Below are 24,625 nucleotides of genomic sequence, written 5' to 3' on the forward strand. Positions count from 1 at the left end.
GGGATAAAGTCAATACTTTTTTTCAAAGAGGATAATTTTTCTTATCCTCTTTGAAAAGTTTTATGTGCAACAACTTTTCCATTTAATGTTTCAAATCGAATTTCAATGTTATTTTCATTTACTTCTAACAAAGTAAATGTTTTTTCTTTACGGGAACGCGGCAATACAATGCTTCCAGGATTGATAAATAAAATATCATCAATAAATTCCGCACCTAACATATGTGAATGTCCAAAGCATACTATATCCGCTTCCACTTCTTTCGCACGATACAGAAGTGTTTGCACAGTCATTTTAACATTATACCGATGACCATGTGTGACCAAAAAGCGCATTCCATCTACATCAATAATAATTTCTTCTTCAAAACCATTATAGAAATCGCAATTTCCTTTTACTACTTGGAATCCTTGCAAATCCTGGTGATCCGGTGTTAGTTCTGAATCACCACAATGAATCATAACATCTACATTTCCCTCATATGTTTCTTTTAATTGTTGTAATTCTTTCGTAGAACCGTGACTATCGCTTACAATTAAAGCTCTCATCGGTCTCTCTCCCTCACTCTTCTTCTAAAAACCACGCTGGAATTTTCTCCTCTAACTTACGAAGAGCACGCCCGCGGTGACTGATTTCATTTTTCTCATCCGAAGTTAGCTCGGCCATCGCTTTTTTATATTCTTCTACATAAAAGATTGGGTCATATCCGAAACCATTTTCACCACGAGGTTGATTTAAAATCTTTCCTTCACATGTACCATTTACAATAACCGGGTTCTTATTCTCTTCTGGAAAAGCAACCGCTAACGCGCAATAAAAACGCGCTGTACAGTTTTCCGCCGGAGTACCCTCTAATTCTGTTAAAACTTTATCAATATTCGCTTGATCATCTTTTGGTTCACCTGCATAACGAGCAGATCGGACGCCAGGTTTTCCATTTAACACATCGATAATAAGTCCAGAATCATCTGCAATAACAATTGAATTTAACTGCTTACATAAACTATCCGCTTTCAAAATTGCATTTTCTTCAAATGTTTCACCAGTTTCTTCGACTTCTTCGATGTGAGGAAAGTCATGAAGAGATTTTACTTCTAAATCAAATCTCTCAAATAACTCGGCAAATTCACGTACTTTCCCCATGTTTTTCGTTGCTACAACAACTTGTTTCATTTGTCCACCTCTATTCTATGTAAGATACAATGTCGCCTAATGCTTCTTTTTGTTTTTCAACGAGTTGTAAAATCCCGTTTTCTGCTGCATCAAGTAATTCATTTAATTCCGCACGGCTAAATGTCGCTTCTTCTCCAGTTCCTTGTACTTCAACAAACTGACCTTTTCCTGTCATAATGACGTTCATATCAACATCAGCTTTAGAATCTTCGGCATAGTTTAAATCTAAGACTACACCCTGGCCTTCAACAATTCCTACAGATGTTGCAGCTAAATAGTCTTTTACTGGAATTTTAGATACTTTCTCTGCTTGTAATAACTTTTCAAATGCTAATACCATCGCAACATAAGCACCCGTAATAGACGCAGTTCTTGTTCCGCCATCTGCTTGAATTACATCACAGTCAATCCAAACTGTTCTTTCCCCAAGTGCTTCCAAATCAACAACCGCACGTAATGCTCGTCCAATTAAACGTTGAATTTCCATTGTGCGACCAGTTACTTTCCCTTTACTAGACTCACGAATTGTACGTTGTTCTGTTGCACGCGGAATCATCGCGTATTCCGCCGTTACCCATCCTTTTCCTTCGCCTCTCATAAATGGCGGTACACGTTCTTCAATCGTTGCCGAACAAATCACCTTCGTATCTCCAACTTCAATGAGTACAGATCCTTCTGGATGCTTTAAATAATTTGTATGAAGATGTATACGGCGTAGTTCTGCCGCTTGTCTACCATCTACTCGCATAAAATAACCCCCTAGTAACTGCTACCTGTTAGTATAGCCCATTTTCAAATTCTGATATGTATAACAATAAGAAGAGGAACTCAAAAAGAAATTCCTCTTTCTTATATAAGTATATCAAATTATTTATGATTAAAAACTACCTGTATTCACGTTTTGCGGACGATTAACAGGTTTTGTTAGTTTCTCACCTTTCTCAGTAACAAGATTTGCTTTTCCATTTACTTCAACAGAAACATTTTTTACATGTTGCTTTTCTGTTAAAGATAAAACGAGTGATTGCAGGACATAATTTGAAATCACACTTTTCCCTTTATTAGCATATATATTTTCATTGAAATTCAATGTAACTTTTCCATCCTGCAATTTCGGTTCACTAACGAGCTTTACATCAGGATTAAAATCATTAAGTAAAGATGAACCCGACGGCCCTTTTACAAGCTCATTCACAACCGTTGCAATCTCATTTTCCTTTCCTTCTGCCACGCGGCGTGTTACCGGCACATAATACTGTTTTTTATTATTTTGCGCCAAGAAATAAAGTGTAACTGACTTCGTATTCGTAACATCTGCCACTTGCTCATCATCAAAGTTAATACCATCAGCACGGCTCACACTTTCCCCAAGCGGTGTACCTCCAACAGGCATCTTTGCTAATTTTTCACCATTAATTTGAAATTTGACTTGCTTAATGTTCTTAAATTGCGTCAATGTCCACGCTACAGATTCAACAATTTGGCGCTCTTCTTCCTTTTTATAGCTTTTCATTTCTTTTGAGAAATCAACAACCGCCGTGCCATCTTTCTTCACATCAACTGACAAAGTTGTATTCGCTGGAAGAACAGCTCGAAATCCATTTGGAAGCAGATTTGTTACCGGCCCATCCTTCACAAGATATTCTAATGTTTGTTTCACAACTTCATTTTCTTTCGGAACAGGCATTGCTATTGTTTGCGGTACAACATATCCATTTTTATCAACAAGGTATAACTCTCTTTGTATCGTTTGTCCCTGCTTTTCTTTCTTTGCACTGTCTTTCTTCTCACCATCTGTATACGTGACTTTTTTCGGCGGATCAATTTGCTCTGTTTCTTTCTCCTGATTTAACAAACCGCAACCCGTTAGTAAAACAGCGCTTACCGTAACACAAACAAGCCATTTAAAAGTGGATTTAGGCATACCATTTCCCCCTAAAATCTAAGTTTGTACTATTATGTATACGATCCTTTTATCATTTTAGAACAAGCAATGACAACCTATCTTACAATTTATTAAATAAAAAAACCCCTGATTTCTCAGAAGGTTTTTTATGAATATACTATTAATTTGGTTACAAATTAATATGCTTTACATTTTCAATCGGTTGCCCAAACCATTTAGATGCAATTTCTTTAAATAAATCTATTTTCCCTGTTGTCAAGAAGAGATGATCGCTTTGTTCTTCCCCTTCATTTAACATCTTACTATGATACAAAATCGTACTCACTTCACGAGCTGTTTCATCTCCAGAACTAATTAGCTGCACCTTATCTCCCATTACCTGCTTAATAACCGGACCTAGAATTGGATAATGTGTGCACCCTAAAATCAGCGTATCGATTTCAGTAGCTTTCAGCGGTTGCAACGTTTCTCTCACAACCTCATAAGCCATCTCACTCTCAAAGTTTCCACTTTCTACAAGTTCAACAAACGGCGGACACGCTAAACTGTCTACCATAACACGGTTATTAATAGACTTCAGAGCCTCTTCATACGCCCCACTTTTTACCGTTCCAATTGTTCCAATGATACCAACATGGTACGTATTGGTCACTTTTAAAGCCGTACGCGAACCCGGGTGAATTACACCCACTACTGGGATTGGTAATTGCTTTTGCATCTCTTCTAACACAACCGCAGTTGCCGTATTACAAGCAATAACTAACATCTTAATATCCATGGCCAATAAATGCTCCGTCATTTCCCATGTGAATTGACGCACTTCCTCACGAGAACGCGGACCATACGGGCAACGTGCTGTATCTCCTAAATATATAATACGCTCTTTTGGTAGCTGGCGAATTAATTCTTTCGCTACTGTTAATCCTCCGACTCCCGAATCAATGACACCAATCGCTCTATTCAACATAATCACCCGTTTTCTTATTCATTACCTTATTTTTTTACATATCATTATATATCACATACCTTAGATCTGATAAAACTAAAGTAGCTTTTTAATAGATTTCTAATATGTACCTGTATAGACCAGGGACTTTTTTATTTTGCTCCTTTTCTTCACAATTTGCAAGACAGAAAAATAGCCGACCTTTTATAAAAAGTCGGCTTCACCTGTTATAATTCGAGTTCCCCCATACGAAGAAGCTCAACAACCGCTTGCGAACGTCCTTTAACCCCTAGCTTTTGCATTGCATTTGATATATGGTTGCGTACGGTCTTTTCGCTAATAAAAAGTTCACTTGCAATTTCTTTCGTTGTTTTATCTTGAACTAGTAATTCAAATACTTCTCTCTCTCTTTTTGTGAGTAACGGTTTAGATTGATATGCTTTTTCCTTCAACTGATATAACCCTCCTTGCTTAAGCCGGAGCTGTACGTTTGTAAGTTGGGTGTTTATTTAGTCAAGATATTGTATGAACGAAATGTGCAGGTGGTGAATGAAAATGGGCTAATTTGCATATGTTATTTACATTCTGTATGTAATTCAATCACATGCTATAAAAAGTAGCTTCTATAAAAATCAAACAACATAAATGCGCTTACATATAACTATTCATTTCTTAATTAATTTGTCGCCACTTACTCAATAGAACAAGTATCCATTTATTCAAAAGATAAATGGATACTATGGTGATGACATGAAACTTATGTTAATCTCTATAATTTTGTCACTATCCACAATAGGGGTTGTCATTTCAATGGATATACTACAAGGTTTTAGTATTTTCCATATAATGAAATCAGTTTTAGAATTAAAATAAAGAATAATAACGGAAGATTGCATACTCCTATTCGTATTTTTTCTTCCCCTCCTCATTTCAAAAATTCTTCAGCTGAAAAAATAAAACAACATAGGATTCCACTATGTTGTTTGGATTTTCTTCTTAATCCATTTGAAATATAATTGCCGTTCTCTCCCCAAGTTACTTCACTCCATTTATTACCTCTTTCTTTTCAGAAAGATTCATCGAAAAGGCGCCAATACTACCTAATAGAAATGTATGTATTTATAGCAATCCGCTTTGTACGCAAAATTTTATGTATTGGTGGTGTCATTATGTTTTCGAATTTCAAACGATTTTTAATCGGTAGACCGCTTAAATCAACAGCGCTAGGAGAACAAAAATTAAATAAACTAAAAGCACTCGCAATCCTTTCTTCTGATGCACTTTCTTCTGTTGCTTACGGAACAGAACAAATTTTAATTGTTCTTGCTGCATTTGGAGCAATCGCCTTTTGGTATTCCATTCCAATCGCAGTTGGCGTTTTAATCTTATTAACAGCGCTCATTTTATCATACCGACAAATCATTTTTTCTTATCCGCACGGCGGAGGTGCTTATGTTGTTTCTAAAAAAAATTTAGGTACAAATGCTGGACTTATTGCAGGAGGATCGCTACTTGTTGATTACATCCTTACTGTAGCTGTAAGTGTTTCAGCTGGAACCGATGCTATTACATCAGCTTTTCCGACTTTGCACACATACACAGTTCCAATCGCAGTCATACTCGTTTTATTTATTACAATTTTGAACTTGCGGGGCGTAACGGAGTCAGCATCGATTCTAGCTTATCCTGTCTATCTCTTCGCTTTCGCACTTGTTGTTTTAATTATTGTTGGTGTATTTAAGATCACTTCCGGTCAAGCACCTGCTAATTTACATACGCCAATCGGAACTGTCGTGCCTGGCATCACACTCTTCTTATTATTAAAGGCATTTTCATCGGGCTGTTCCGCTTTAACAGGGGTAGAAGCAATTTCCAATGCAATTCCAAATTTCAAAGAACCTGCTGCGAAAAATGCAGCAAAAACATTAGTCATTATGGGAACAATTCTTGCTATTTTATTTACAGGTATCACATTTTTAGCCTATTGGTATGGAATTGCCCCAAAACATAATGAAACTGTCGTGTCCCAAATTGCTTCAAATATATTTGGAAGGAATTTTGTATACTACTTTATTCAAGGAACAACTGCGCTTATTTTAGTACTAGCTGCAAACACAGGTTTTTCAGCATTTCCATTATTAGCATTTAATTTAGCATCAGATAAATATATGCCGCGTATGTATTTAATGCGCGGAGATCGTTTAGGGTATTCAAATGGAATTATTACACTAGGCATCGGTTCCATCTTGTTAATTCTGGCCTTTCAAGGTAAAACCGAACAATTAATTCCGCTATATGCAGTAGGTGTTTTCATCCCTTTTACATTGTCACAAACAGGTATGATTATAAAATGGTTACGAGAAAAGCCACAAGGATGGCTACCTAAATTACTTACAAACTTATTAGGCGCTCTTATTTCATTAACTGTTCTTCTCATTTTCTTTATTACAAAATTTGCACAAGTATGGTCCATTCTTATTTTTCTACCTATCATTGTTTTCATCTTTCATCGCATCCACAGTCACTATGTTGCAGTAGGTGAACAGTTGCGTGTCAATTTCAATAAAATTCCTGAAAAAGTAACTGGTAATGTCGTAATTGTTCCCGTCGCCGGCATTACAAAAGTAGTCGAACAATCCATCAATTACGCAGAAACCATTAGCGATCAAGTTATCGCTGTATATGTAGCTTTTGATAAAGAGAGTGAACTACGTATGCAGGAGAAATGGAAAGAATGGCAACCGAACATTCGTCTCGTTACATTTGTCTCATCTTACCGAAGCTTAATGCGACCTATCGCAAAATTAATTACGATTATTCAACATAAAGCACTAGAGAACAACCGTTTTGTTACTGTTTTAATTCCGCAGTTCATTACCAAAAAGAACTGGCATAACGTTTTACACAACCAATCGAGCGTATTACTACGTGTCTACCTTCTATATAAGAAAAACGTCATTGTCACGACTGTTCCTTATCGATTTCGAAAATAAGAACATTATGCACCTAAATAGAGGTTTGTTTTCCCCCTTTCTTTTAGGTGCATAACCATCAAAAATGCCTTACAAAAATGTAATCTCCCACCATAAAAATGTAATATAATTCGATAGTTTCCATATTCTTTTCCATGTAAGATAAAAGTATAAAGAATCATCATTACATAAAAAACAACATGGTGATTAAAAAAGGAGAGGATTTTATAATGGAAAAAAAGTTACGTAGATCTGAAACTGATAAAATGTTATTTGGTGTATGCGGTGGTTTAGGAGAATATTTCGATATAAGCGCTAGTATGATTCGCATACTTTGGGTGATTGCGATTCTATGCTTCGGCACAGGTTTTTTAGCTTACCTTGTTTGTTTATTGCTTATGCCACGTTCTTACTAAAAGGCACCGGTGCCCAATTCGGTGCCTTTCTTTCATCTTGTCGCTTTTTGATGAAGCATACTTTCTTTTCGTGTTAACAAATACTTATTTGCTAAAATAAGGAACACACTAGAAGTCCATGTAAACGCTAAATCACGCAATCCTTGTCCGGTTTGTGCATGAAAATTTTCAGCCATCCCACTTTTATTTGCCATCATACAAAAACGAGAGGCAATATCCTTCGCAAACTCATTTTGATCAACTGCTTGTAAAGCCTCAGTCATAATAAATGTCGTCGGTGCCCAAATTGGTCCGCGCCAATATCCATCATCTCGATAATAGGGACTTCTTATACTCTCTGTAGCAAATCCATGTTTTGTCAAAAAGTGATTTTCTTTTTTCAATTCTGTAAGTAAGCTTTCAATAATTTCTTTAGGTAACCTTTTTCCTAAAATGAGGGGTATATATAACACGAGACTATCTGATACTTCATATGAATGATTCCCAGATTGCGGGGCAATAAAACGGTTTTCTCTCCAACAATGTTGAATCATACGATTAAGCGTTGTATTTGCTCGCTCTCCCCATTGCTTTGCCTCTTCCTCAAGCCCAAGTTTCTCCGCAACCTCCGCTAATACTTCCATTTGTAAAATAAGAAATGAGCTTAAGTCTGGACTCTCAATAGGAGCACCGCGGTGAAAAATCGTACTATTATCCCAACCACTATCATTTCCATGATTATATTGAGGAATCCCATCCCCATCATCATCTCGATATGTAAACCACCAATCTGTCCATTTGCATAACGGTTCATACACTTCTTGTAAATGCTCTTCTGTTATAAAATCTGCATGTTCCATCATCCATTTCAGCGTCCACCCATGAATAGGTGGTTTACAACAATTCCACAGCCCACTTTTATCGTTAATATAATCTGGTAATACACCACACGCATCTTGCTTATCGAAGAAAATCATAAATTGATCCCACGCCACTGTCGGTTGATGCATCGCTAATGCCATCGCATTAAAACAATGATCCCAGCTCCATATATTCGTCATCCAGTTTTTTGACATATACATCGCTTTTCGCGGCAAATACCCTTCCGCTTCTACCATACAAGACCATGTAATATAAGCCGCTAACTCTCTCCCTTTCAATAAGTCTTTCGGGACAGCCAATGTATGGCGTAACCAATTTACAAAATTCGTCTTAGTAGCATCTACTGCCTCTGTGAATGTCTTCGTCTCCTTCGGCTTCTGTAATACTGTTTTATATTCCGTTAGTTCCACATCAATCCCTGATTTTTCATCTTGCGCACAAATATCAACAATAATATGTTTACAACGAAGCTCCTCAAACGGGGCATCCATATGCATAACCCCTTCTATAGCAGATAAATGAAATCTCATTTCTTTTGAAAAGCTATTAATTTCCCATCCACCTTGTTCACTTGGAATACAGTAATCATACGAACTTGTAATCCCAATAAAACGTAGATGCAATCGATCCGAAGAAAAGCGAATTGTATCAGAATGAGAAAAACAAATCTTCACATCACCTTCTGCAGTCTGAAGTGTTAGTAAAGATGGCGACATCTTCGTTTCACATGGTATAACCTGTCCTTTCCGATTTAATACCTCTATTTTAAACACTTCACCAAAATCATCGTCACCACCGCGAATATTTCGAATCAGTAATCCGTTATCATAGTTTAAAGAAATCACTAAAAAAGAACCATACCGGCTAAATGGAACTTGTTGTAAATCAAACATTTATATCCCCCCTAGGAAAGAGCCCTACCAATAGAATGGCCCTCTTGTAATTTATGATTCTTTTACAATCTCAAAAGCTCGTTTATGATCCCCATTAAAAGGGACAATGTACACCTCAAACCAGCACGGCTCTGGCTTCAATTGATACTCCGGAAGCTGAGCCGGTCCACAACTCGCGCTTCCTAAACCATTTTGCTTATAATCTAGATGAAATGTAACAAACTCTCTTTCTTGTAATTCATACAAATGCTCTGCTTTCTCTAAATCTTCTGTTGTATAAGGTAAGGCGCTAAAATTAAAATCTTGCCTACTATACGCAACAAACCCTACATGATATTGATCATATAGCGAAACCCACTTTACATCCGTTCGATTTCCCGTCTCTTGCGGAAAAACATACGGGAAGAATAAGTCTTTTACAGCCATTTCATATAAATCTACTTTGTTTGCTTCTTTACTATCCGCATATGATTCGCCTGGTCCACGTCCAAACCAACTTACATTTTGATATTGTTTTGGCAAACGCATCTCGAGCCCCATTCGCGGAAGTGTCTCTGGTAAAGTTCCACTTGGATTCAATCTTGTCTCTATTTTCATAGCCCCGCTTCTTTCAATTTCATACGTATAAGTAACGGCAATTCTCCAGTTCATAACAAGTGGAGCAATAGATCCTGTCACAACAACTTCAACATTTCCATTTTCAAGTTGCAGAGCTTCTATATTTTCTACATCATGCTTCACAAGGTGTACATATTGTTCTTTCCATTTTTTAACTGTATACATATCATTATCAATTGTTGCCCGCCAAATATTTAATTTCGGTCCTTCCTCCATAAGCGATTGTCCTTTAAAGGTCCAGTTTTTCATACGCCCTGTTACAGAGTGAAAAGAAACCGCGAAATTTTCACCAGTAACGCGAATTTCCTCCTTTGTTTCATGTAAAGTTAATGGTCCGTATAACTGCGAATCTTTTTTTCTTCTTACCTTTTGCAAAGCTGGAATACAAAATTGTTCCCAAGCTATTTCATGGCCTGCGACTCCCCAATTTGTATCTGTTCCTAGTACAGTCGACACGGTTACATAGCAATCCTCTTCTGTATGAAGGGCTATATCATCTATAAAAGGCAACTGAATCTCACAACTCTCTTTCGGTAACAAAGGCGGGGCATCTATAGAATCACTCGCAATTACTTTTCCTTCTTTTTTTACAGTCCACTGCACACGATGCCCTCTTAACGAGCGAAAATCATATATATTTTGTATTGAAATCCTACCACTTCGAATGTTTATTTCTCCTACTTTAATAGGTTCAATTATTTTCTTGTATTGCAACAACGCTGGCGATGGCGTTCGATCTGGCAAGAGTAGTCCATCAATGCAAAAATTACTATTATGCGGAGTATCTCCAAAGTTACCTCCGTATGCAAAGTACTCTTCTCCACCTTCATTCACTTGACGTAATCCGTGATCAATCCATTCCCAAACAAAGCCACCTTGCAATCTTTTATGACTATAAATCGCTTCCCAATATTCTTTTAATCCACCTGGTCCATTTCCCATCGCATGGGCATACTCACATAAAATATGAGGTTTTTCCCAATTTTCTTCTTCTGCATAACCAATAATCTTTTCGACTGAAGAATACATTGTACTAAAAATATCAGTGACTTTCGTTTCTCGATCACCTTCATAATGAATAATTCTTGTTTGGTCCAATTCCCTACACTTATTCGCCATTGCAATAAAATTACAACCGAACCCGGATTCATTTCCGAGTGACCACATAATAATGGAGGAATGATTGCGATCTCGAAGTACCATACGTTCCACACGATCTACATAAGCATTTTCCCATTCAGGATCATCACTTAATATGTTTGCATTACCAATTAACTCAAATCCATGGCATTCCAAATCAGCCTCATCAATTACATATAAACCATACTCATCACATAGATCATAAAAACGCGGATCATTCGGATAATGTGCCGTTCGTACCGCATTAATATTGTGCTGCTTCATAAGTATTACATCTTGCTTCATTGTTTCATATGTGACATACCTTCCTGTATCCGGATTGTGATCGTGACGATTCACCCCTTTAAATGTAATGGGAATACCATTAACAAGCAGATTCCTATCCTTCATCTCAATCATACGGAAACCAATCTTCTGTGAAACCACTTCTACAACTTCACCATCTTCATTTCGAATCGTGAACAATACAATATACAAATGCGGTTCTTCTGCAGACCATTTCTGTGGCTTTTTGACAAAAAACGAATGTGTATCCTCTATAACACTTGTCCCTTGTAAGTTCAGATACGATATATGTTGATCTAATACTTCCCCATGCTCATTACAAAATTTATACTCTAGTACATAATTTGTATTCAGTAATTGTTCATTGCAAATCTTTGTACTTAGTTGTAACACACCATTTTCATAATTTTCATCTAGTGTTGTACATAGCGTCATATCATAAATATGCACAGCAGGTTCATGCACAATGTACACATCACGAAAGATGCCACTTAACCACCACATATCTTGATCTTCTATATAAGATCCATCACACCATCTATACACACATACTGTCATCGTATTTTTTCCCATATGAACAAACGATGTAATATCAAACTCTGCCGTCAAACGACTTCCTTGGCTATATCCCACTTCTTCTCCATTTATCCATAAATGAAAGGCACTATCCACACCTTCAAATCGAATACGAATACATCCACCGTTCCAACTTTCCGGTATATAAAATTCATTTTTATAACAACCGACTTGATTTTCAAATGGAACATGGGGTGGCTGAAGCGGAAACGGATAATATAAATCGGTATAATGAGGCTTTCCGTATCCTTGCAATTGCCAATGCCCAGGTACATGAATCGTATCCCATTCACTACAATCAAATTCACTTAAGAAAAAATTTTCTGGAAGTTGCTTTGGGGATTCTAAGTACAAAAACTTCCACATTCCATTCAGCAATTTGTAATAAGAAGAGCTTTCACGCGTAAAAGATAGAGCCGCTTGTTCCGTTTGAAATGGAATAAAATACGCCCTTCCCTCCATACGATTTCGCCCTGTTACTTGAACATTTTCTAAGTCCGCTAACATGTTACGTTCCATATCGATCCTCCTTTTTGCTTTCACTTTGTCTCACCATTTCTACACTCTATCATTTAAGACCTGTATGTCCCGACTCTTCCACAATATATCGCTGTGCAAAAAAGAAGAGCGCAAGAGGTACAATACTAATTAACAATGTCACCGCCATAATCCCTTCCATATCAACGCCAAACATACCTTTAAACTGCGCTAAGCCTAGCGTTAATGTATATTTGCTTTGATCATTTAAGAAAATAAGCGGTCCTAGATAATCGTTCCAACATCCTAAAATATTAAAAACAGCAACTAGAATTAAAATCGGTTTCATAATCGGTAAATAAATACGGTAGTAAACTTGAAATGCGTTCGCACCATCCATCCTTGCAGCCTCATCTAGCTCCTTCGGAACAGACATAATAAATTGTCTCATTAAAAAGATAAAAAACGCACCGCCAAACCAAGATGGAATAATTAAAGGTTTTAACGTATTAATCCAGCCTAGAGCATTAAATTCCATATAAAGCGGAATCATCGTTACTTCCCACGGAATCATCATCGTTGCTAGTACAATCATGAACAAAATATCCCGCCCTTTAAATTTAAAACGCGCAAAACCATACGCTACTAAAGAAGATGATATTAACTGCCCGATTGTAGAAAGCACTGTTACAACAATTGAATTCCATAAAAAAGTATTAAATGGTTGACTTGTCCACGCCTTTGCAAAATTACTAAATTTAAACTCAGATGGAATCCACTTTGGTGGATATAAATATAATTCTTCTGGTGATTTCACAGATGTTGTAATCATCCAAAAGAAGGGCAATAAAAATAAAATAGAAAAGCCTATTAATAGTGCGTACACTACAATTCGATATATGCGCTTCTTCGTTCTCACACCGTATCCTCCTTATTCATTTTCTACTTTGACTTCATCTCATTTTCGTAATAAACCCACGCTGCTGATGATTTAAAAACCAGTAATGTTAACCCTAAAATGATTAAAAACATAAACCAAGCATTCGCTGATGAATAGCCCATTTTAAAATACTTAAATGCATTTTCATATACATACATCGCGTAAAAATAGGTGGACTTTAATGGACCTCCGCCGGTTAATACAAGCGCTAATGTTAATTGTTGAAACGCACCGATAATTGTTGTAATTAAATTAAATAAAATTGTCGGCGTTAACATCGGCAATGTAATTTTGAAAAATTGCTGCACTTTTCCAGCTCCATCAATGGAAGCAGCCTCATACAAGTTTTGCGGAATATTTTTTAATCCAGCTAAAAAGATGAGCATAAGCGTGCCTTGTCCCCATAAACTAGCAATTACCATCGCAATGAGTGACCAGTTCGGATCACTTAACCAATTTGGTCCTTTTATACCCACAAGCGATAGAAAATAATTCAAAATACCATACTCTCCGTTATATACCCATGCCCAAATCATCGCTAAAGCCACACCAGAAATAACGCTTGGCAAATAGAAAAATGTTCGAAAAAACGCATGTCCTTTTACCTTTTGATTCAGCAAAATCGCTAAAAATAGAGCAATAATTAAATTAAATGGAACAAATAATGCTGCAAATTTCACTGTAATCCATAGCGAATCCCAAAACATCGGATCATTTAGAAACATATCTTGATAGTTTTTTAATCCAATAAATTGAACTTCTCCAATAAGCGGCCAGTCAAAAAAACTAATAAACAGTGAAAATAAAAGAGGACCAAGGGTAAAGGCTATAAAGCCAAATACCCACGGAAATATAAATGCGTAAGGAACGAGTTTCTCCCATTTCATTTTCTTTTTTCTAACAGCTATATTCGTTTCACTCTCTATAGATACTCCATATTTCACCATCCACACCTCTTTGCTTTTACAATTATTTATCCATATACTTCTCTGAATCTTGAACCGCTTTATTTAATAATTTCTCTGGATCTTGTCCAAGCATAATTGCATTAATTGCCGCTGATAAATTCCGGTTTACTTCATCCCATTTTGGATTAAGTAAAAATGCTGGTGTATTTGTTGAACGTTCTAGCATTGTGTAGAACGGTTTAATATTCGTCTCTTCTTCTTTCTTCAATTCTTTTACAACACTAATTCGAACCGGTAAATCAGAAGTTCGCATTTTAATCGCTTCTGGTGAAGAATAAAACTTAACAAACTCCCAAGCTAACTCTTTATGTTTTGCATCTTTTGCAATCGAAACAGCTGATGTAGCAACAAGCCCCTTCACAGGTTTTCCTTTAAATGTAGGAGGTTCTACTGTACCAAAATCAATTTTTGCCTCTTTAAACCCTTCTAATGGCCAGATTCCGCTCTCCCACATTGCTAACTTCCCAGCTTTAAAAATATCGTCACCGCTCTGTTGGTTTTTTCCACCTACTAATACAGCCGTTTTATCCTTTAGCATACTTTGGAAAGATTTCATAACTTCAATTGTTTCTGTACTGTTCATATGTCCTTTTATTTGTTTTCCATCTTCACTTACAAAACTACTACCGTTACTCCAAATAAACCCTTGTAAATCATACGTATCTGGCTCAGGTCTTAAAGCAAATCCATATTGTTTATTGCTTGCATCTGTTAACTTTTTCGCAGTGTCTACAAACTCATCCCAAGTCCAACCATCTTTCGGATATGGAATATTCGCTTTATCAAATAACTTTTTATTGTAATATATAACCCGTGTTGTAAATCCTGCTGGCATACCATATAATTTCCCGTCAATACTAGAGTAGTTAAATAGCCCTTGATAAAAGTCATCTAATTTCATATCCGGATCTTTCTTTGCAAGTTCATCTAAAGGTTCAAGAGATTTATAATAAGCTGGGAAATTCCACATATACATAACATCTGGTGGATTTTTCGCTCCGAAAGATGCTGCAAGCTTTTGATCAAAGCCATCGCCATAAGCCTCCACCTGTACTTTGACTCCCGGATTCTTCTCTTCAAATTTCTTTGCAATTTGCTGCTGAATCTTTAAATTTTTTCCAGCATCCCAAGTTGCAAATCGTAATACTGTTCCATCACTCGATGTTTGTTTCTTTTCATCATCCTTTGATGATTTTTTACTTGTGGTCTCATTTGAGCTACAACCAGCTAAAAATACTATAAGTACGAGCATAAAACTAAGACATACATGTACCATTTTTTTCACTACTTACACTCCCCTTCTCCAAAAAAGTTTTAATTTCTGATTTTTCAGAACAAATAATTTAACCGCTTTCATTTTACCTTTTATGAAAGCGGTTAAAAACATCGATTTGTTCGATTTTTGTTATCAAATTGTTCGTTCAACAAAAGTATGGTGTCAATTTGTTTTATATAAAGTTTCACATTGTTTGTCTCGATATTCTGATGGTGTTGTTCCTGTACACTTTTTAAACCATTTACTAAAATATTTACTATTTGAAATACCGATATGCTCCGCTACCTCTTGAATCGTAAGTGAGGTTGTTTGAAGCATTTGCATGGCAAGTTCAAGTTTTCTTCGTTCTGTAAAAGAATGAAAACTTTCACCTATTATCTTTTTAAAAAGCATACTAAAATGACTTCTGCTTAGCCCTACCATCTCCGCCACTTCTGAAACAACAATTGGCTCTGATAAATGATTCATTGTATACAAAATAGCCTCTTTAATTGTTTTTGGCCAATTGTTAATCGTTACTTTATACTTAATCTCAAGTTCTGCAAATTGCTTCATCGATTTAACTGAATCCATCCATTGCCCGGTGCTGAACAGCTCCCCCGACGTAATCCAATATAGCTCTTCATATTTACTCTTTACATCCATAAACATTTGTTCCATCATTCCCTTATATTTTTCATTAAGAAATAAGAAACATTGATCCTTTCCACATAATATCTTCACATGTGGATTTGATAACTTTTGATCCAGCTCTTGTAATATGAAATGTAATCTCGATTCTGATCTTATAAAACAGGCATAATACCCATCGTTCATCCATTTCCATTCATTATGAAATAAATCCACAAGTATCTCTTGGAACTGATTTTGAAAACCACATAACCATTGAAAAAAATCTTCATAAAAGAAAGATTTTTGCTGTTCAATCACTTCTTCTTCCCTATGGACTGTTAAATCTTTTTGAAATTCTCGTAAATATTGATCCAGCTCCTCGTCATGAAACGATGTTTTCAATAAATAACCTGAAACCCCTAATTTAATCCCTTCCTGTGCATATTCAAAATCACGATGACAACTTAATAATAATACCTTTGTTTTCGGCGCATGTTGTTTAATCTTTTTCACAAATTCAATTCCATTTATAACAGGCATGACAATATCTGTAATCACCACTTCTGGCTCATGTTGTACAAACTCCTCCCATCCTCTCTCACCATTTGGTACATCCGCTACTACTTCCATATTATATACTGACCAATCTATCGCCACTTTCAAGCCCCTTCGAACAATCGTCTCGTCATCCGCAATAAGCACTTTAATGCGTTTCATTTCTGTATCCCTCCCTTTGGCCAAAGAATCTGAACTATAGTCCCCTTCTTTTCTTCTGATTGAATCGTTAATCCGTACTCTATCCCAAAATGCAATTTGAATTTTTGATCGATATTATATAATCCAAGCCCCCCTTTTTGTTCTACAGATGGCTCTTGTAATAAATCCGGTTTTCGCCTATCAGAAATACCACGACCATCATCGGTAATATGTATACATAAGTCACCATTCTCCTTTTCAAATGCCGATAATGTAATAGCTCCTTGTCCATCATCGAAAGCATGAAAAAATATGTTTTCAAATATAGGTTGTAGCGACATTCTTGGAATCTGTTCCCCTTTTATAGAAGATGAGACATCTTGCGTATAAGAAAAATAATTTCCAAATCGAATTTCCTGCACCTTTAAATAATGTTCTATAATAGTCAGTTCATTTTGGAGTGTGACAAGTTCGTTCGCAAAGTTTAAATTCCCTTCTAGCACAGCAACAAGATGATAAATCATTTCACTTATATCATTTGCCCCCTGAAGCTTTGCTTTCCATTGAATCGAATTTAATGTATTAAATAGCAAGTGCGGATTAATTTGATAATGAATTGCCTTAAGCTCAGCTTCTTTTTTCAACTTTTCCTTCTCATATATTTCTTCTACTAACGATTTAATTTTGACAACCATTTTATTAAAATTCACAGTTAAATTCCCTACTTCATCTTGTGAATTTACTGGTATATTTGTATAAAAATCTCCTTTACTTACTTGAGATATTGCATAATCCAAATTCGTGACATTTTCCGTTAGCTTAGCTGAAATTAAAAATGCCAACATAAAAGCTAGGCATAGCGATACAATAATTCCAATTAATGTAACAAACAAAATAATTGTAGAGGATTGATAAAATTCTTTTTCTGGAATAATAATTTCTAGACTCCATTTATTTGATGGAATTGGCTTTTCCCAAATGATATCACCCTTGTTTTTTTTATAATCTTCATCCGTTGTGTAAATCACCTGTTTTTTTTCATCACGAATGGTAATCAGTGCATGCAAATCTGTTTCTAATGAATCAATAAACTTAAATAAATCCGTCGCATCTGTTTCCACTAATATCCGGCTATCTTTCAAACTACCTGTTTGGATTGGAACAAGTAATCCAATTACTTTGTTTTTATCAGCTATTGAGTAATGATTCGAAACATAAATCCCATTCCAATACCCTTGTGATAAATCCCCTTGTCCTTCCCAAAATTTTTCTTGTTTTAGTTTCTGCACATCTAAATACCGATCTCCATAGTAATAACCACTAGGTGTAATCAAAAAGATTCCCTTTGTTTGTGCTGTTTTATGCGCTTCTAAAAACCTTTCAAAATTCTTCTCAATAATAAATTCCGAATACGATTTTGGTGCTTCTTTTTTTAAAACAATTAACGTCGGATCTGATAAATATTCTTGAATATCACTAGCAATTAAATGCATATGGCTTAATGTTAATTCAATTTGAGCTTGAAGCTGCGATATAGCAAACTTTCCATAATCCCCAAACTGTGCATTTACAAGATTGGATGACTTTTCATATGACATCCAGCTAAACAACATGAGCGGAATAAGTGCAACAACTAAAAAACACGTTAATAACTTCAAACGAAGGCTTGTTCGAATTTGTTGCAGCAATCCCCATAGTCTAAATTTCGTCATGAGCCTCTTCCCTTATCCTAATTATTTATCTATCTTTTCAGAATATTAAAACTTAAATATATTTTATCAAAAATAACATTAAAATCTATAAAAAAGGAGCGCTTTATTGCAAGCACCCCTTTTTATAATCGAAAAATAATGGAGGTTGTAGATTGAATTTTGAATCGGTCTGTTCCGGTGGCTAAACAAAGAAAAACAGTATAACAAATGTAAACATCGCATAAATAAAACACATGATTATTCTTGAAGTATCATATTGTTTATTTGATTAGAATTGTATAATTTTTCCGTATTTTATTTATCAGAATAATATTATATTTTCCATTTATACTTAAATCCACCTAATTTTATGTTATAATACGATTCATGTGTATGCGAGGAGGAAAATTATGTTAAAAAAAGGGATTGCTGAATTTATTGGTACATTTGTACTTGTATTATTCGGAACTGGAACAGCTGTTTTAGGCGGCGGAATTGAAGGAATTGGAACTTTAGGAATTGCAATGGCTTTCGGATTGTCAATTGTTGCTATGGCATATAGCATTGGAACAATTTCTGGATGTCATGTAAACCCAGCAGTATCAATTGCCATGTTTGTAAACAAACGAATGAGCGCTATGGAACTTGCTTGTTACTTATTAGCTCAAATTTTAGGTGGTTTACTAGGAACTGCAACGTTAGTGACTATTTTAAAATCCTCTAATATGTCTTTAGATAACTTAGGACAAAATAGCTTTGGAAATCTTGGCTTGTCAGGTTCTTTCTTAGTTGAATTTATATTAACATTCGTCTTTATTTTAGTAATTATTGCAGTAACAGGTAAAAGGGGTAATGCACAATTAGCTGGATTAGTAATTGGTTTTACACTAGTATTGGTTCACTTATTAGGTATTCCATTAACAGGAACTTCTGTTAACCCAGCACGTAGCCTAGCACCAGCTTTATTTGCTGGCGGAGAAGCTGTATCCCAATTATGGGTATTTATTGTTGCTCCAATTGTTGGTGGTATCGTTGCTGCCATTGTAGGGAAATTTGTACTAAATACTGAAAAATAGAATTTTCGTTCTTTCTGAAAATAGAAAAGCGAGCCCGCTTATATTGGGCTCGCTTTTTTATTTCTGAATTTTTGATTGTAAATTTGTAACAAGCTGCTGAACTGTTACATTCGCAAGCACATTTTCCATTGCTTCTTGCGCTTGCATTAATATAATCTCTAGTACGGATTGAATATTAGCTCCTACTGGACATTCAATGTTGGGATTCTCATGGAAAGAAAATAGATGTCCTTCTTCTACTACTTCCACTGCTTTATATACATCAAGTAATGTAATTTCATCTAAATCACGAGCAAGTGACATTCCACCTTTTCCAGCTTGTACATCAACAAGGCCCGCTCTCTTCAACATTCCCGTAATGCGGCGAATCACAACTGGATTTGTATTCACACTACCAGCAATCCATTCAGAGGTACAGCGAGAGTTTCGATCTATCGCAAGTAACGTTAACATATGAACACCTACTGTAAAACGGCTACTAATTCCCATCTGCACGCCCCTCCTTTACGTTCATTCTGTCAAAAGACGCTACATACTATTATATACTATTTCCTGTTTACGCATAAAGAAAAAGCATGATTCCCTTAGAAAATCATGCTTTTATGTTTATTGACGCTTAATAAATTTAGCTAAATCTTTGAATTTCACTTTATCAGAGTAATTCATAACACCATTGACGAAAATACGACTCGCAATCCAATTGATGATTAAAATCGTTACCACTAAAATTACTAATGTAACGCTAATCTCTACAGCGCCTGCTTCACCAGCAACAACACGTGAGAATGTAACCATTGGTGTAAAGAATGGAACATAGGAACTAATTACAACCAGTGTACTATTTGGATCAAATAGTGACTTCATACTAATGAAGAATGCCCCCATACCTAAAAATGTAATCGGCAATGCCACTGATTGTAAATCTTCTAACTTAGATACAACTGCTCCAGCCGCTGCATATAACATCGCATATAGTAAATATCCTGTAATAAAGTAGATAATAAACATACTGATAACTAATGTATCTAAAGTTGAAAAATCTAAAGACAGTCCAAATATTGAAGCATTATTTAAATCAATCCATCCTAATAAATACGGAATGATAAACCCACAAGCAAGTACAGCAATTTGTAATAAAGCCGTAGCTACCACCGCTAAAATTTTCGCATACATCATCGTAAGCGGTTTTACTTTTGGAAGCATAAGTTCCATAACACGTGATGCTTTTTCAGATGCAATTGTTATCCCAATCGCATTTCCAAACGAAATAATAAACATATACAACGCAAACGAAAATGCATAGCCAATACCAAAGGAGGATGCTCGATCTTTTATTGCCTCTTGCTTCATAGGAATCGCCATCTGTAATTGTCTTGCTACTTCTGGAGATATATTATTCTTTTCAATCATTACCGCCGTGTATTGTTCCTTTAAATAACTTGCCATCAATGTAGCTGTTGAATCGCTGGGAAAGCCACTATACAAATAAGTAACTTCTGGAATGCCATTCTTTTCTTTAATATGGAATAGACCATCTAAGTCCCCTTCTTCCACCTGCTTACGTAGTGCATTAAATTCATCTTTCTGTGCCACAGTTACTTTAGCTGATGGAAGTAATTTATTCATATCACTTTCTTGCACTTTATAAGTGGTACTTTCTGTTACCACTGCAATTTTATCTTTCCCTTTATCCTTATCAGAAGTAAAGTGAGTAAAAGCTACTAAACCAAATACAACTAAAAATAAAATCGCACTCGTAATCAATGATTTTTTAGATAGAAATGATTCCCTGAAATAAAATGAAAATACATGAGAAAATTTACGCATTGTTATTTCGCCCTTTCCACAAATATTTCGTTTAGCGTTGGCTCTAACATTTTAAATTGTCTTAAGCTTATACCTTGTTCCTGTAATTTTTTTAAAATCGTTAAGGCTTCTGCATCATCATGAACTTTCATATAAAGTAGTCCTTGTTGTTTTTCATACGAAATATGTAAGGCTTGTAATGCTCGTTCATTTTCTACCGCATCTTCAATTGTTAAATTGCGAAAACCGTATTCTTGCTTAATGTCGCTTAGCTTTCCTTTTACAACTGCTTCTCCTTTTTTCAAAATGCATACATGCTGGCAAAACATCTCCACTTGTTCCATTCGATGACTTGATAAAATAATTGTTTTCCCGCTTTGTACTTGTTCTTCAATAATATTTGCTAACATACCAGCATTCACCGGATCTAGCCCACTAAATGGCTCATCTAAAATCAGAAGCTCTGGGTCATGAATAAGCGCCGCAATTAATTGGATTTTTTGCTGATTTCCCTTTGAAAGCTCCCCTGCTGTTTTATATTTATATTCCGGGATTGCTAGTTTTTCTAACCATTGATCAATCGCACGGTCCACTTCTTTCTTCGTCATTCCTTCTAATCTTCCAAAATAGCGAAGTTGATCTATAACCCTACTTTTTGTATATAGTCCTCTTTCTTCTGGAAGATATCCAATCGTTACATCACTTTCAGAAATCATTTTTCCCTCCCATGTAATCGACCCTTCATTAGGAGTTAATAAACCGAGGAGCATTTTAATTGTTGTTGTTTTTCCTGCACCATTCCGGCCAAGTAGCCCTAACACTTCACCTTTTGGTAATGAAATTTGTAATTGATTGACCGCTTTTGATTCACCAAATATTTTCGTTAAGTTTTGTATTTGTAAACTCAAAGTATACATCCTCCCCTTCTCTATTATCCTTACTCTCTTCTAAACATTATGATTATTCAGAGTGAAATATAGTAACACATACAATTTTACTTCTCGTATATGATACTCCCTGTCCTATCCACCATTTGTTTTATTTAGTTAAAATTGTAAATCAAAAACCATTTCTTACTTATTATATCGAAATAGGGCATACTGCCATATACCCAAAGGACAATATGCAAAAATGCATAAAAAAACCTATAAATAACATTATATTTTAATATATAATATTAAATGATTTATTTACATCAAGGAGGATACATATGAAGATGAAAAGAGGCATTACCACATTATTATCTGTAGCCATTCTATCTACATCGCTTGTAGCATGTTCAGGAACAGCTGAGAAAACTGTGGCCAAAGAAGAAAACGTAAAATTAACAGACCAGCAGCTAATGGCTGATTTATGGTTCCAAACAGCCGGTGAGACGAAAGCATTGTATTATCAAGGCTATAACATTGGACAATTAAAGCTTGATGCGGCTCTTGCAAAAGGCACAAGCAAAAAGCCAGCAATTGTACTAGATTTAGATGAAACTGTTTTAGATAACAGCCCTCACCAAGCAATGACTGTGAAAGAAGGAAAAGGCTATCCTTATAAATGGGATGAGTGGATTAATAAAGCGGAAGCAGAAGCTCTTCCCGGCGCAATTGATTTCTTAAAATATGCAGAGTCTAAAGGTGTAGACATTTATTACATTTCAAACCGTAAGACAAATCAATTAGATGCAACGATTAAGAACCTTGAGCGCGTTGGTGCTCCACAAGCAACAAAAGAACATATTTTACTACAAGATCCGAAAGAAAAAGGGAAAGAAAAACGTCGTGAACTTGTTTCACAATCGCACGATATCGTTCTATTCTTCGGTGATAACTTATCTGACTTCACTGGATTTGATGGGAAATCTGTAAAAGATCGCAATCAAACAGTTGAAGAAACAAAAGCACAATTTGGCGAAAAATTTATCATTTTCCCTAACCCAATGTATGGTGATTGGGAAGGTACTCTATATGATTACAACTTCAAAAAATCTGATGCAGAAAAAGATAAAATTCGTCGCGATAACTTAAAATCATTTGAAGTAAAATGAACCTTCCATCAGTAGGGTTCTACTGCCCGCGAATAGTGGGATAAAAGGGTGGCTTATGCCATCCTTTTATTTTATTCCTTTCTTAACTTCTATTTTAAATTTATATTCATTTTGTTTTCACTTAACCTGATACTAAAAAGGTCACTGATTGCTTCTATCCATGTTCGAACGCCTCTCTTTATTCCAAAAAAAGAATAGAATTATCTTTTCCATTTGTATGTATATAAATATAATTCAACAAAACCACACATTATTTGACAAATTCTTTGCAATTCTATTACTTTACGACTCTTATATTTCTTTTTATAGAAATTAGACTTATAATTAACATGCTAAACAAATTATAAGAAAGGACTGAAATTACACAGCGTTATGAAAAAAGTAATTGCTATTTCTGCCACTGCGATTGTAATCGGTATCACATCCTTCGCTTATTTCAGCTCAAAATCTCCACTACAAAATGATGCGAAAGCTGTCGAAACACAAAAACATATTGAACACCCAAAAGAAGAGATTCCAGTATTCCCAAAAGCAACTCATACTGCTAAAAAAATAGATGAAGATTTTTCTCTTGTTACAAATCCAGATTCACCACTCGTTTTAGTAAATAAACATCGCAAATTACCAGATGGTTATGCGCCAGATGATCTCACAAAACCGGATGTTTCATTTGCATATCCAAAAGACAAAGAAAAAACATTACTTCGTAAAGATGCTGCGGCAGCTCTGGAAAAAATGTTCCATGCAGCAAAGCAACAAGGACTAGAGCTTACTGCTGTATCAGGTTATCGTTCTTATAAGCGTCAACAGTCATTACATAATATGTACATAAAACGTCAAGGAAAAGCTGAGGCGGATTCAGTTAGCGCAGTTCCTGGAACAAGCGAACATCAAACAGGACTTGCAATGGACATTAGTTCTAAGTCTGCAAGTTATCAATTAGAACCTATTTTCGGTGAAACTGAGGAAGGAAAATGGGTGGCAGCACATGCCCATGAATTTGGCTTCGTCATTCGCTATTTAGAAGATAAAACAGATATAACGGAATATTCATATGAACCGTGGCATCTTCGCTATGTAGGGAAGCCATATGCTACTTACTTACATAAACATCACCTAACATTAGAAGAGGCCATGGGTGCAAAAAAATAAGAGATTTTCCTCTTATCAAGACGTAAAAAATAAAGTAGAAAACATATTAACCAAATATAATATGTTTTCTACTTTTATTTCTTTTCATACATCCTCCGCCAGCATTA

22 protein-coding genes are annotated in these 24,625 nt (G+C 35.6%); 6 read left to right on the forward strand and 16 right to left on the reverse strand.

Annotated elements, in window-relative coordinates:
* Positions 1-41: 41 nt before the first annotated feature.
* From QRY57_RS22080 to gerE, 6 genes are all read right to left on the reverse strand, one after another.
* The gene (locus tag QRY57_RS22080) at positions 42-548 is read right to left on the reverse strand and encodes a metallophosphoesterase (protein ID WP_026593544.1); all 507 of its coding nucleotides are present in this window, start codon (positions 546-548) and stop codon (positions 42-44) included.
* A 13-nt stretch (positions 549-561) separates the two neighbouring features.
* Complete coding sequence (locus QRY57_RS22085; protein WP_286016099.1) at positions 562-1,173, reverse strand: XTP/dITP diphosphatase; 612 nt, start codon at positions 1,171-1,173, stop codon at positions 562-564.
* Positions 1,174-1,183: 10 nt separating this feature from the next.
* Positions 1,184-1,921 carry a ribonuclease PH gene (gene rph / locus QRY57_RS22090; RefSeq protein ID WP_026593546.1) on the reverse strand — a complete coding sequence of 246 codons (738 nt, stop codon included), beginning with the start codon at positions 1,919-1,921 and terminating at the stop codon, positions 1,184-1,186.
* A gap of 129 nt (positions 1,922-2,050) precedes the next feature.
* Positions 2,051-3,097, reverse strand: a complete 1,047-nt coding sequence (locus tag QRY57_RS22095; protein WP_286016100.1) for a GerMN domain-containing protein — start codon at positions 3,095-3,097, stop codon at positions 2,051-2,053.
* Between the two features lie 151 nt (positions 3,098-3,248).
* Positions 3,249-4,046 (reverse strand): glutamate racemase, encoded by a 798-nt coding sequence (racE, locus tag QRY57_RS22100; RefSeq protein WP_243765168.1) that lies wholly within the window; start codon positions 4,044-4,046, stop codon positions 3,249-3,251.
* Between the two features lie 206 nt (positions 4,047-4,252).
* The gene (gene gerE, locus QRY57_RS22105; RefSeq protein WP_000659494.1) at positions 4,253-4,477 is read right to left on the reverse strand and encodes a spore germination transcription factor GerE; all 225 of its coding nucleotides are present in this window, start codon (positions 4,475-4,477) and stop codon (positions 4,253-4,255) included.
* Positions 4,478-4,784: 307 nt separating this feature from the next.
* On the opposite strand from gerE, the gene QRY57_RS27310 reads away from it, so the two are divergent.
* The 3 genes from QRY57_RS27310 (at position 4,785) to QRY57_RS22115 (ending at position 7,413) form a co-directional block, all read left to right on the forward strand.
* Positions 4,785-4,898, forward strand: coding sequence for a hypothetical protein (locus QRY57_RS27310; protein WP_490715732.1), 114 nt, complete (start codon positions 4,785-4,787; stop codon positions 4,896-4,898).
* Between the two features lie 296 nt (positions 4,899-5,194).
* Positions 5,195-7,018, forward strand: coding sequence for an APC family permease (locus QRY57_RS22110; protein WP_090687710.1), 1,824 nt, complete (start codon positions 5,195-5,197; stop codon positions 7,016-7,018).
* A 209-nt stretch (positions 7,019-7,227) separates the two neighbouring features.
* Positions 7,228-7,413, forward strand: coding sequence for a PspC domain-containing protein (locus tag QRY57_RS22115; RefSeq protein ID WP_026593550.1), 186 nt, complete (start codon positions 7,228-7,230; stop codon positions 7,411-7,413).
* 32 nt (positions 7,414-7,445) lie between these two features.
* Here QRY57_RS22115 and QRY57_RS22120 read toward each other — a convergent pair whose 3' ends face one another.
* The 7 genes from QRY57_RS22120 to QRY57_RS22150 form a co-directional block, all read right to left on the reverse strand.
* On the reverse strand, positions 7,446-9,167 hold the full coding sequence (locus QRY57_RS22120; RefSeq protein ID WP_286016101.1) for an amylo-alpha-1,6-glucosidase: 1,722 nt from the start codon (positions 9,165-9,167) through the stop codon (positions 7,446-7,448).
* A gap of 51 nt (positions 9,168-9,218) precedes the next feature.
* Positions 9,219-12,305: a beta-galactosidase, LacZ type gene (lacZ, locus tag QRY57_RS22125; RefSeq protein ID WP_286016102.1), complete on the reverse strand. Its 3,087-nt coding sequence runs from the start codon at positions 12,303-12,305 to the stop codon at positions 9,219-9,221.
* 49 nt (positions 12,306-12,354) lie between these two features.
* The gene (locus QRY57_RS22130) at positions 12,355-13,182 is read right to left on the reverse strand and encodes a carbohydrate ABC transporter permease (RefSeq protein WP_026593553.1); all 828 of its coding nucleotides are present in this window, start codon (positions 13,180-13,182) and stop codon (positions 12,355-12,357) included.
* Positions 13,183-13,205: 23 nt separating this feature from the next.
* Positions 13,206-14,150 (reverse strand): carbohydrate ABC transporter permease, encoded by a 945-nt coding sequence (locus tag QRY57_RS22135; RefSeq protein WP_026593554.1) that lies wholly within the window; start codon positions 14,148-14,150, stop codon positions 13,206-13,208.
* Positions 14,151-14,172: 22 nt separating this feature from the next.
* Positions 14,173-15,423, reverse strand: a complete 1,251-nt coding sequence (locus QRY57_RS22140) for an ABC transporter substrate-binding protein (protein WP_098302367.1) — start codon at positions 15,421-15,423, stop codon at positions 14,173-14,175.
* Between the two features lie 186 nt (positions 15,424-15,609).
* The gene (locus QRY57_RS22145) at positions 15,610-16,776 is read right to left on the reverse strand and encodes a response regulator transcription factor (protein ID WP_286016103.1); all 1,167 of its coding nucleotides are present in this window, start codon (positions 16,774-16,776) and stop codon (positions 15,610-15,612) included.
* Entirely contained in the window at positions 16,773-18,467 is a 1,695-nt protein-coding gene (locus QRY57_RS22150) for a sensor histidine kinase (protein WP_090687718.1), read from the reverse strand. The genes QRY57_RS22145 and QRY57_RS22150 overlap by 4 nt, the downstream gene beginning before the upstream one ends.
* A gap of 389 nt (positions 18,468-18,856) precedes the next feature.
* On the opposite strand from QRY57_RS22150, the gene QRY57_RS22155 reads away from it, so the two are divergent.
* On the forward strand, positions 18,857-19,522 hold the full coding sequence (locus tag QRY57_RS22155) for an aquaporin (protein ID WP_286016104.1): 666 nt from the start codon (positions 18,857-18,859) through the stop codon (positions 19,520-19,522).
* A gap of 57 nt (positions 19,523-19,579) precedes the next feature.
* Here the strand turns inward: QRY57_RS22155 and QRY57_RS22160 are convergent, their stop codons facing one another.
* From QRY57_RS22160 to QRY57_RS22170, 3 genes are all read right to left on the reverse strand, one after another.
* The gene (locus tag QRY57_RS22160) at positions 19,580-20,011 is read right to left on the reverse strand and encodes an Rrf2 family transcriptional regulator (RefSeq protein WP_026593559.1); all 432 of its coding nucleotides are present in this window, start codon (positions 20,009-20,011) and stop codon (positions 19,580-19,582) included.
* A 117-nt stretch (positions 20,012-20,128) separates the two neighbouring features.
* Entirely contained in the window at positions 20,129-21,349 is a 1,221-nt protein-coding gene (locus tag QRY57_RS22165) for an ABC transporter permease (protein ID WP_090687724.1), read from the reverse strand.
* A gap of 2 nt (positions 21,350-21,351) precedes the next feature.
* Positions 21,352-22,236, reverse strand: coding sequence for an ABC transporter ATP-binding protein (locus QRY57_RS22170; protein WP_286016105.1), 885 nt, complete (start codon positions 22,234-22,236; stop codon positions 21,352-21,354).
* A gap of 302 nt (positions 22,237-22,538) precedes the next feature.
* Between QRY57_RS22170 and QRY57_RS22175 the strand changes: the two genes are divergently transcribed.
* Complete coding sequence (locus tag QRY57_RS22175) at positions 22,539-23,366, forward strand: 5'-nucleotidase, lipoprotein e(P4) family (protein ID WP_286016106.1); 828 nt, start codon at positions 22,539-22,541, stop codon at positions 23,364-23,366.
* Between the two features lie 372 nt (positions 23,367-23,738).
* Positions 23,739-24,518 carry a M15 family metallopeptidase gene (locus QRY57_RS22180; protein WP_286016107.1) on the forward strand — a complete coding sequence of 260 codons (780 nt, stop codon included), beginning with the start codon at positions 23,739-23,741 and terminating at the stop codon, positions 24,516-24,518.
* The last annotated feature ends 107 nt before the right edge of the window (positions 24,519-24,625 follow it).

The sequence above is a fragment of the Bacillus arachidis genome, assembly GCF_030285945.1.
GTDB lineage: Bacteria > Bacillota > Bacilli > Bacillales > Bacillaceae_G > Bacillus_A > Bacillus_A arachidis.

Coding starts and splice junctions, on each gene's coding strand:
- QRY57_RS22080 (WP_026593544.1), bottom strand. CDS start 548: ATGAGAGCTTTAATTGTAAGCGATAGTCACGGTTCTACGAAAGAATTA.
- QRY57_RS22085 (WP_286016099.1), bottom strand. CDS start 1,173: ATGAAACAAGTTGTTGTAGCAACGAAAAACATGGGGAAAGTACGTGAA.
- rph (WP_026593546.1), bottom strand. CDS start 1,921: ATGCGAGTAGATGGTAGACAAGCGGCAGAACTACGCCGTATACATCTT.
- QRY57_RS22095 (WP_286016100.1), bottom strand. CDS start 3,097: ATGCCTAAATCCACTTTTAAATGGCTTGTTTGTGTTACGGTAAGCGCT.
- racE (WP_243765168.1), bottom strand. CDS start 4,046: ATGTTGAATAGAGCGATTGGTGTCATTGATTCGGGAGTCGGAGGATTA.
- QRY57_RS27310 (WP_490715732.1), top strand. CDS start 4,785: ATGTTAATCTCTATAATTTTGTCACTATCCACAATAGGGGTTGTCATT.
- QRY57_RS22110 (WP_090687710.1), top strand. CDS start 5,195: ATGTTTTCGAATTTCAAACGATTTTTAATCGGTAGACCGCTTAAATCA.
- QRY57_RS22115 (WP_026593550.1), top strand. CDS start 7,228: ATGGAAAAAAAGTTACGTAGATCTGAAACTGATAAAATGTTATTTGGT.
- QRY57_RS22120 (WP_286016101.1), bottom strand. CDS start 9,167: ATGTTTGATTTACAACAAGTTCCATTTAGCCGGTATGGTTCTTTTTTA.
- lacZ (WP_286016102.1), bottom strand. CDS start 12,305: ATGGAACGTAACATGTTAGCGGACTTAGAAAATGTTCAAGTAACAGGG.
- QRY57_RS22135 (WP_026593554.1), bottom strand. CDS start 14,150: ATGGTGAAATATGGAGTATCTATAGAGAGTGAAACGAATATAGCTGTT.
- QRY57_RS22140 (WP_098302367.1), bottom strand. CDS start 15,423: ATGCTCGTACTTATAGTATTTTTAGCTGGTTGTAGCTCAAATGAGACC.
- QRY57_RS22145 (WP_286016103.1), bottom strand. CDS start 16,776: ATGAAACGCATTAAAGTGCTTATTGCGGATGACGAGACGATTGTTCGA.
- QRY57_RS22150 (WP_090687718.1), bottom strand. CDS start 18,467: ATGACGAAATTTAGACTATGGGGATTGCTGCAACAAATTCGAACAAGC.
- QRY57_RS22155 (WP_286016104.1), top strand. CDS start 18,857: ATGTTAAAAAAAGGGATTGCTGAATTTATTGGTACATTTGTACTTGTA.
- QRY57_RS22160 (WP_026593559.1), bottom strand. CDS start 20,011: ATGGGAATTAGTAGCCGTTTTACAGTAGGTGTTCATATGTTAACGTTA.
- QRY57_RS22165 (WP_090687724.1), bottom strand. CDS start 21,349: ATGCGTAAATTTTCTCATGTATTTTCATTTTATTTCAGGGAATCATTT.
- QRY57_RS22175 (WP_286016106.1), top strand. CDS start 22,539: ATGAAGATGAAAAGAGGCATTACCACATTATTATCTGTAGCCATTCTA.
- QRY57_RS22180 (WP_286016107.1), top strand. CDS start 23,739: ATGAAAAAAGTAATTGCTATTTCTGCCACTGCGATTGTAATCGGTATC.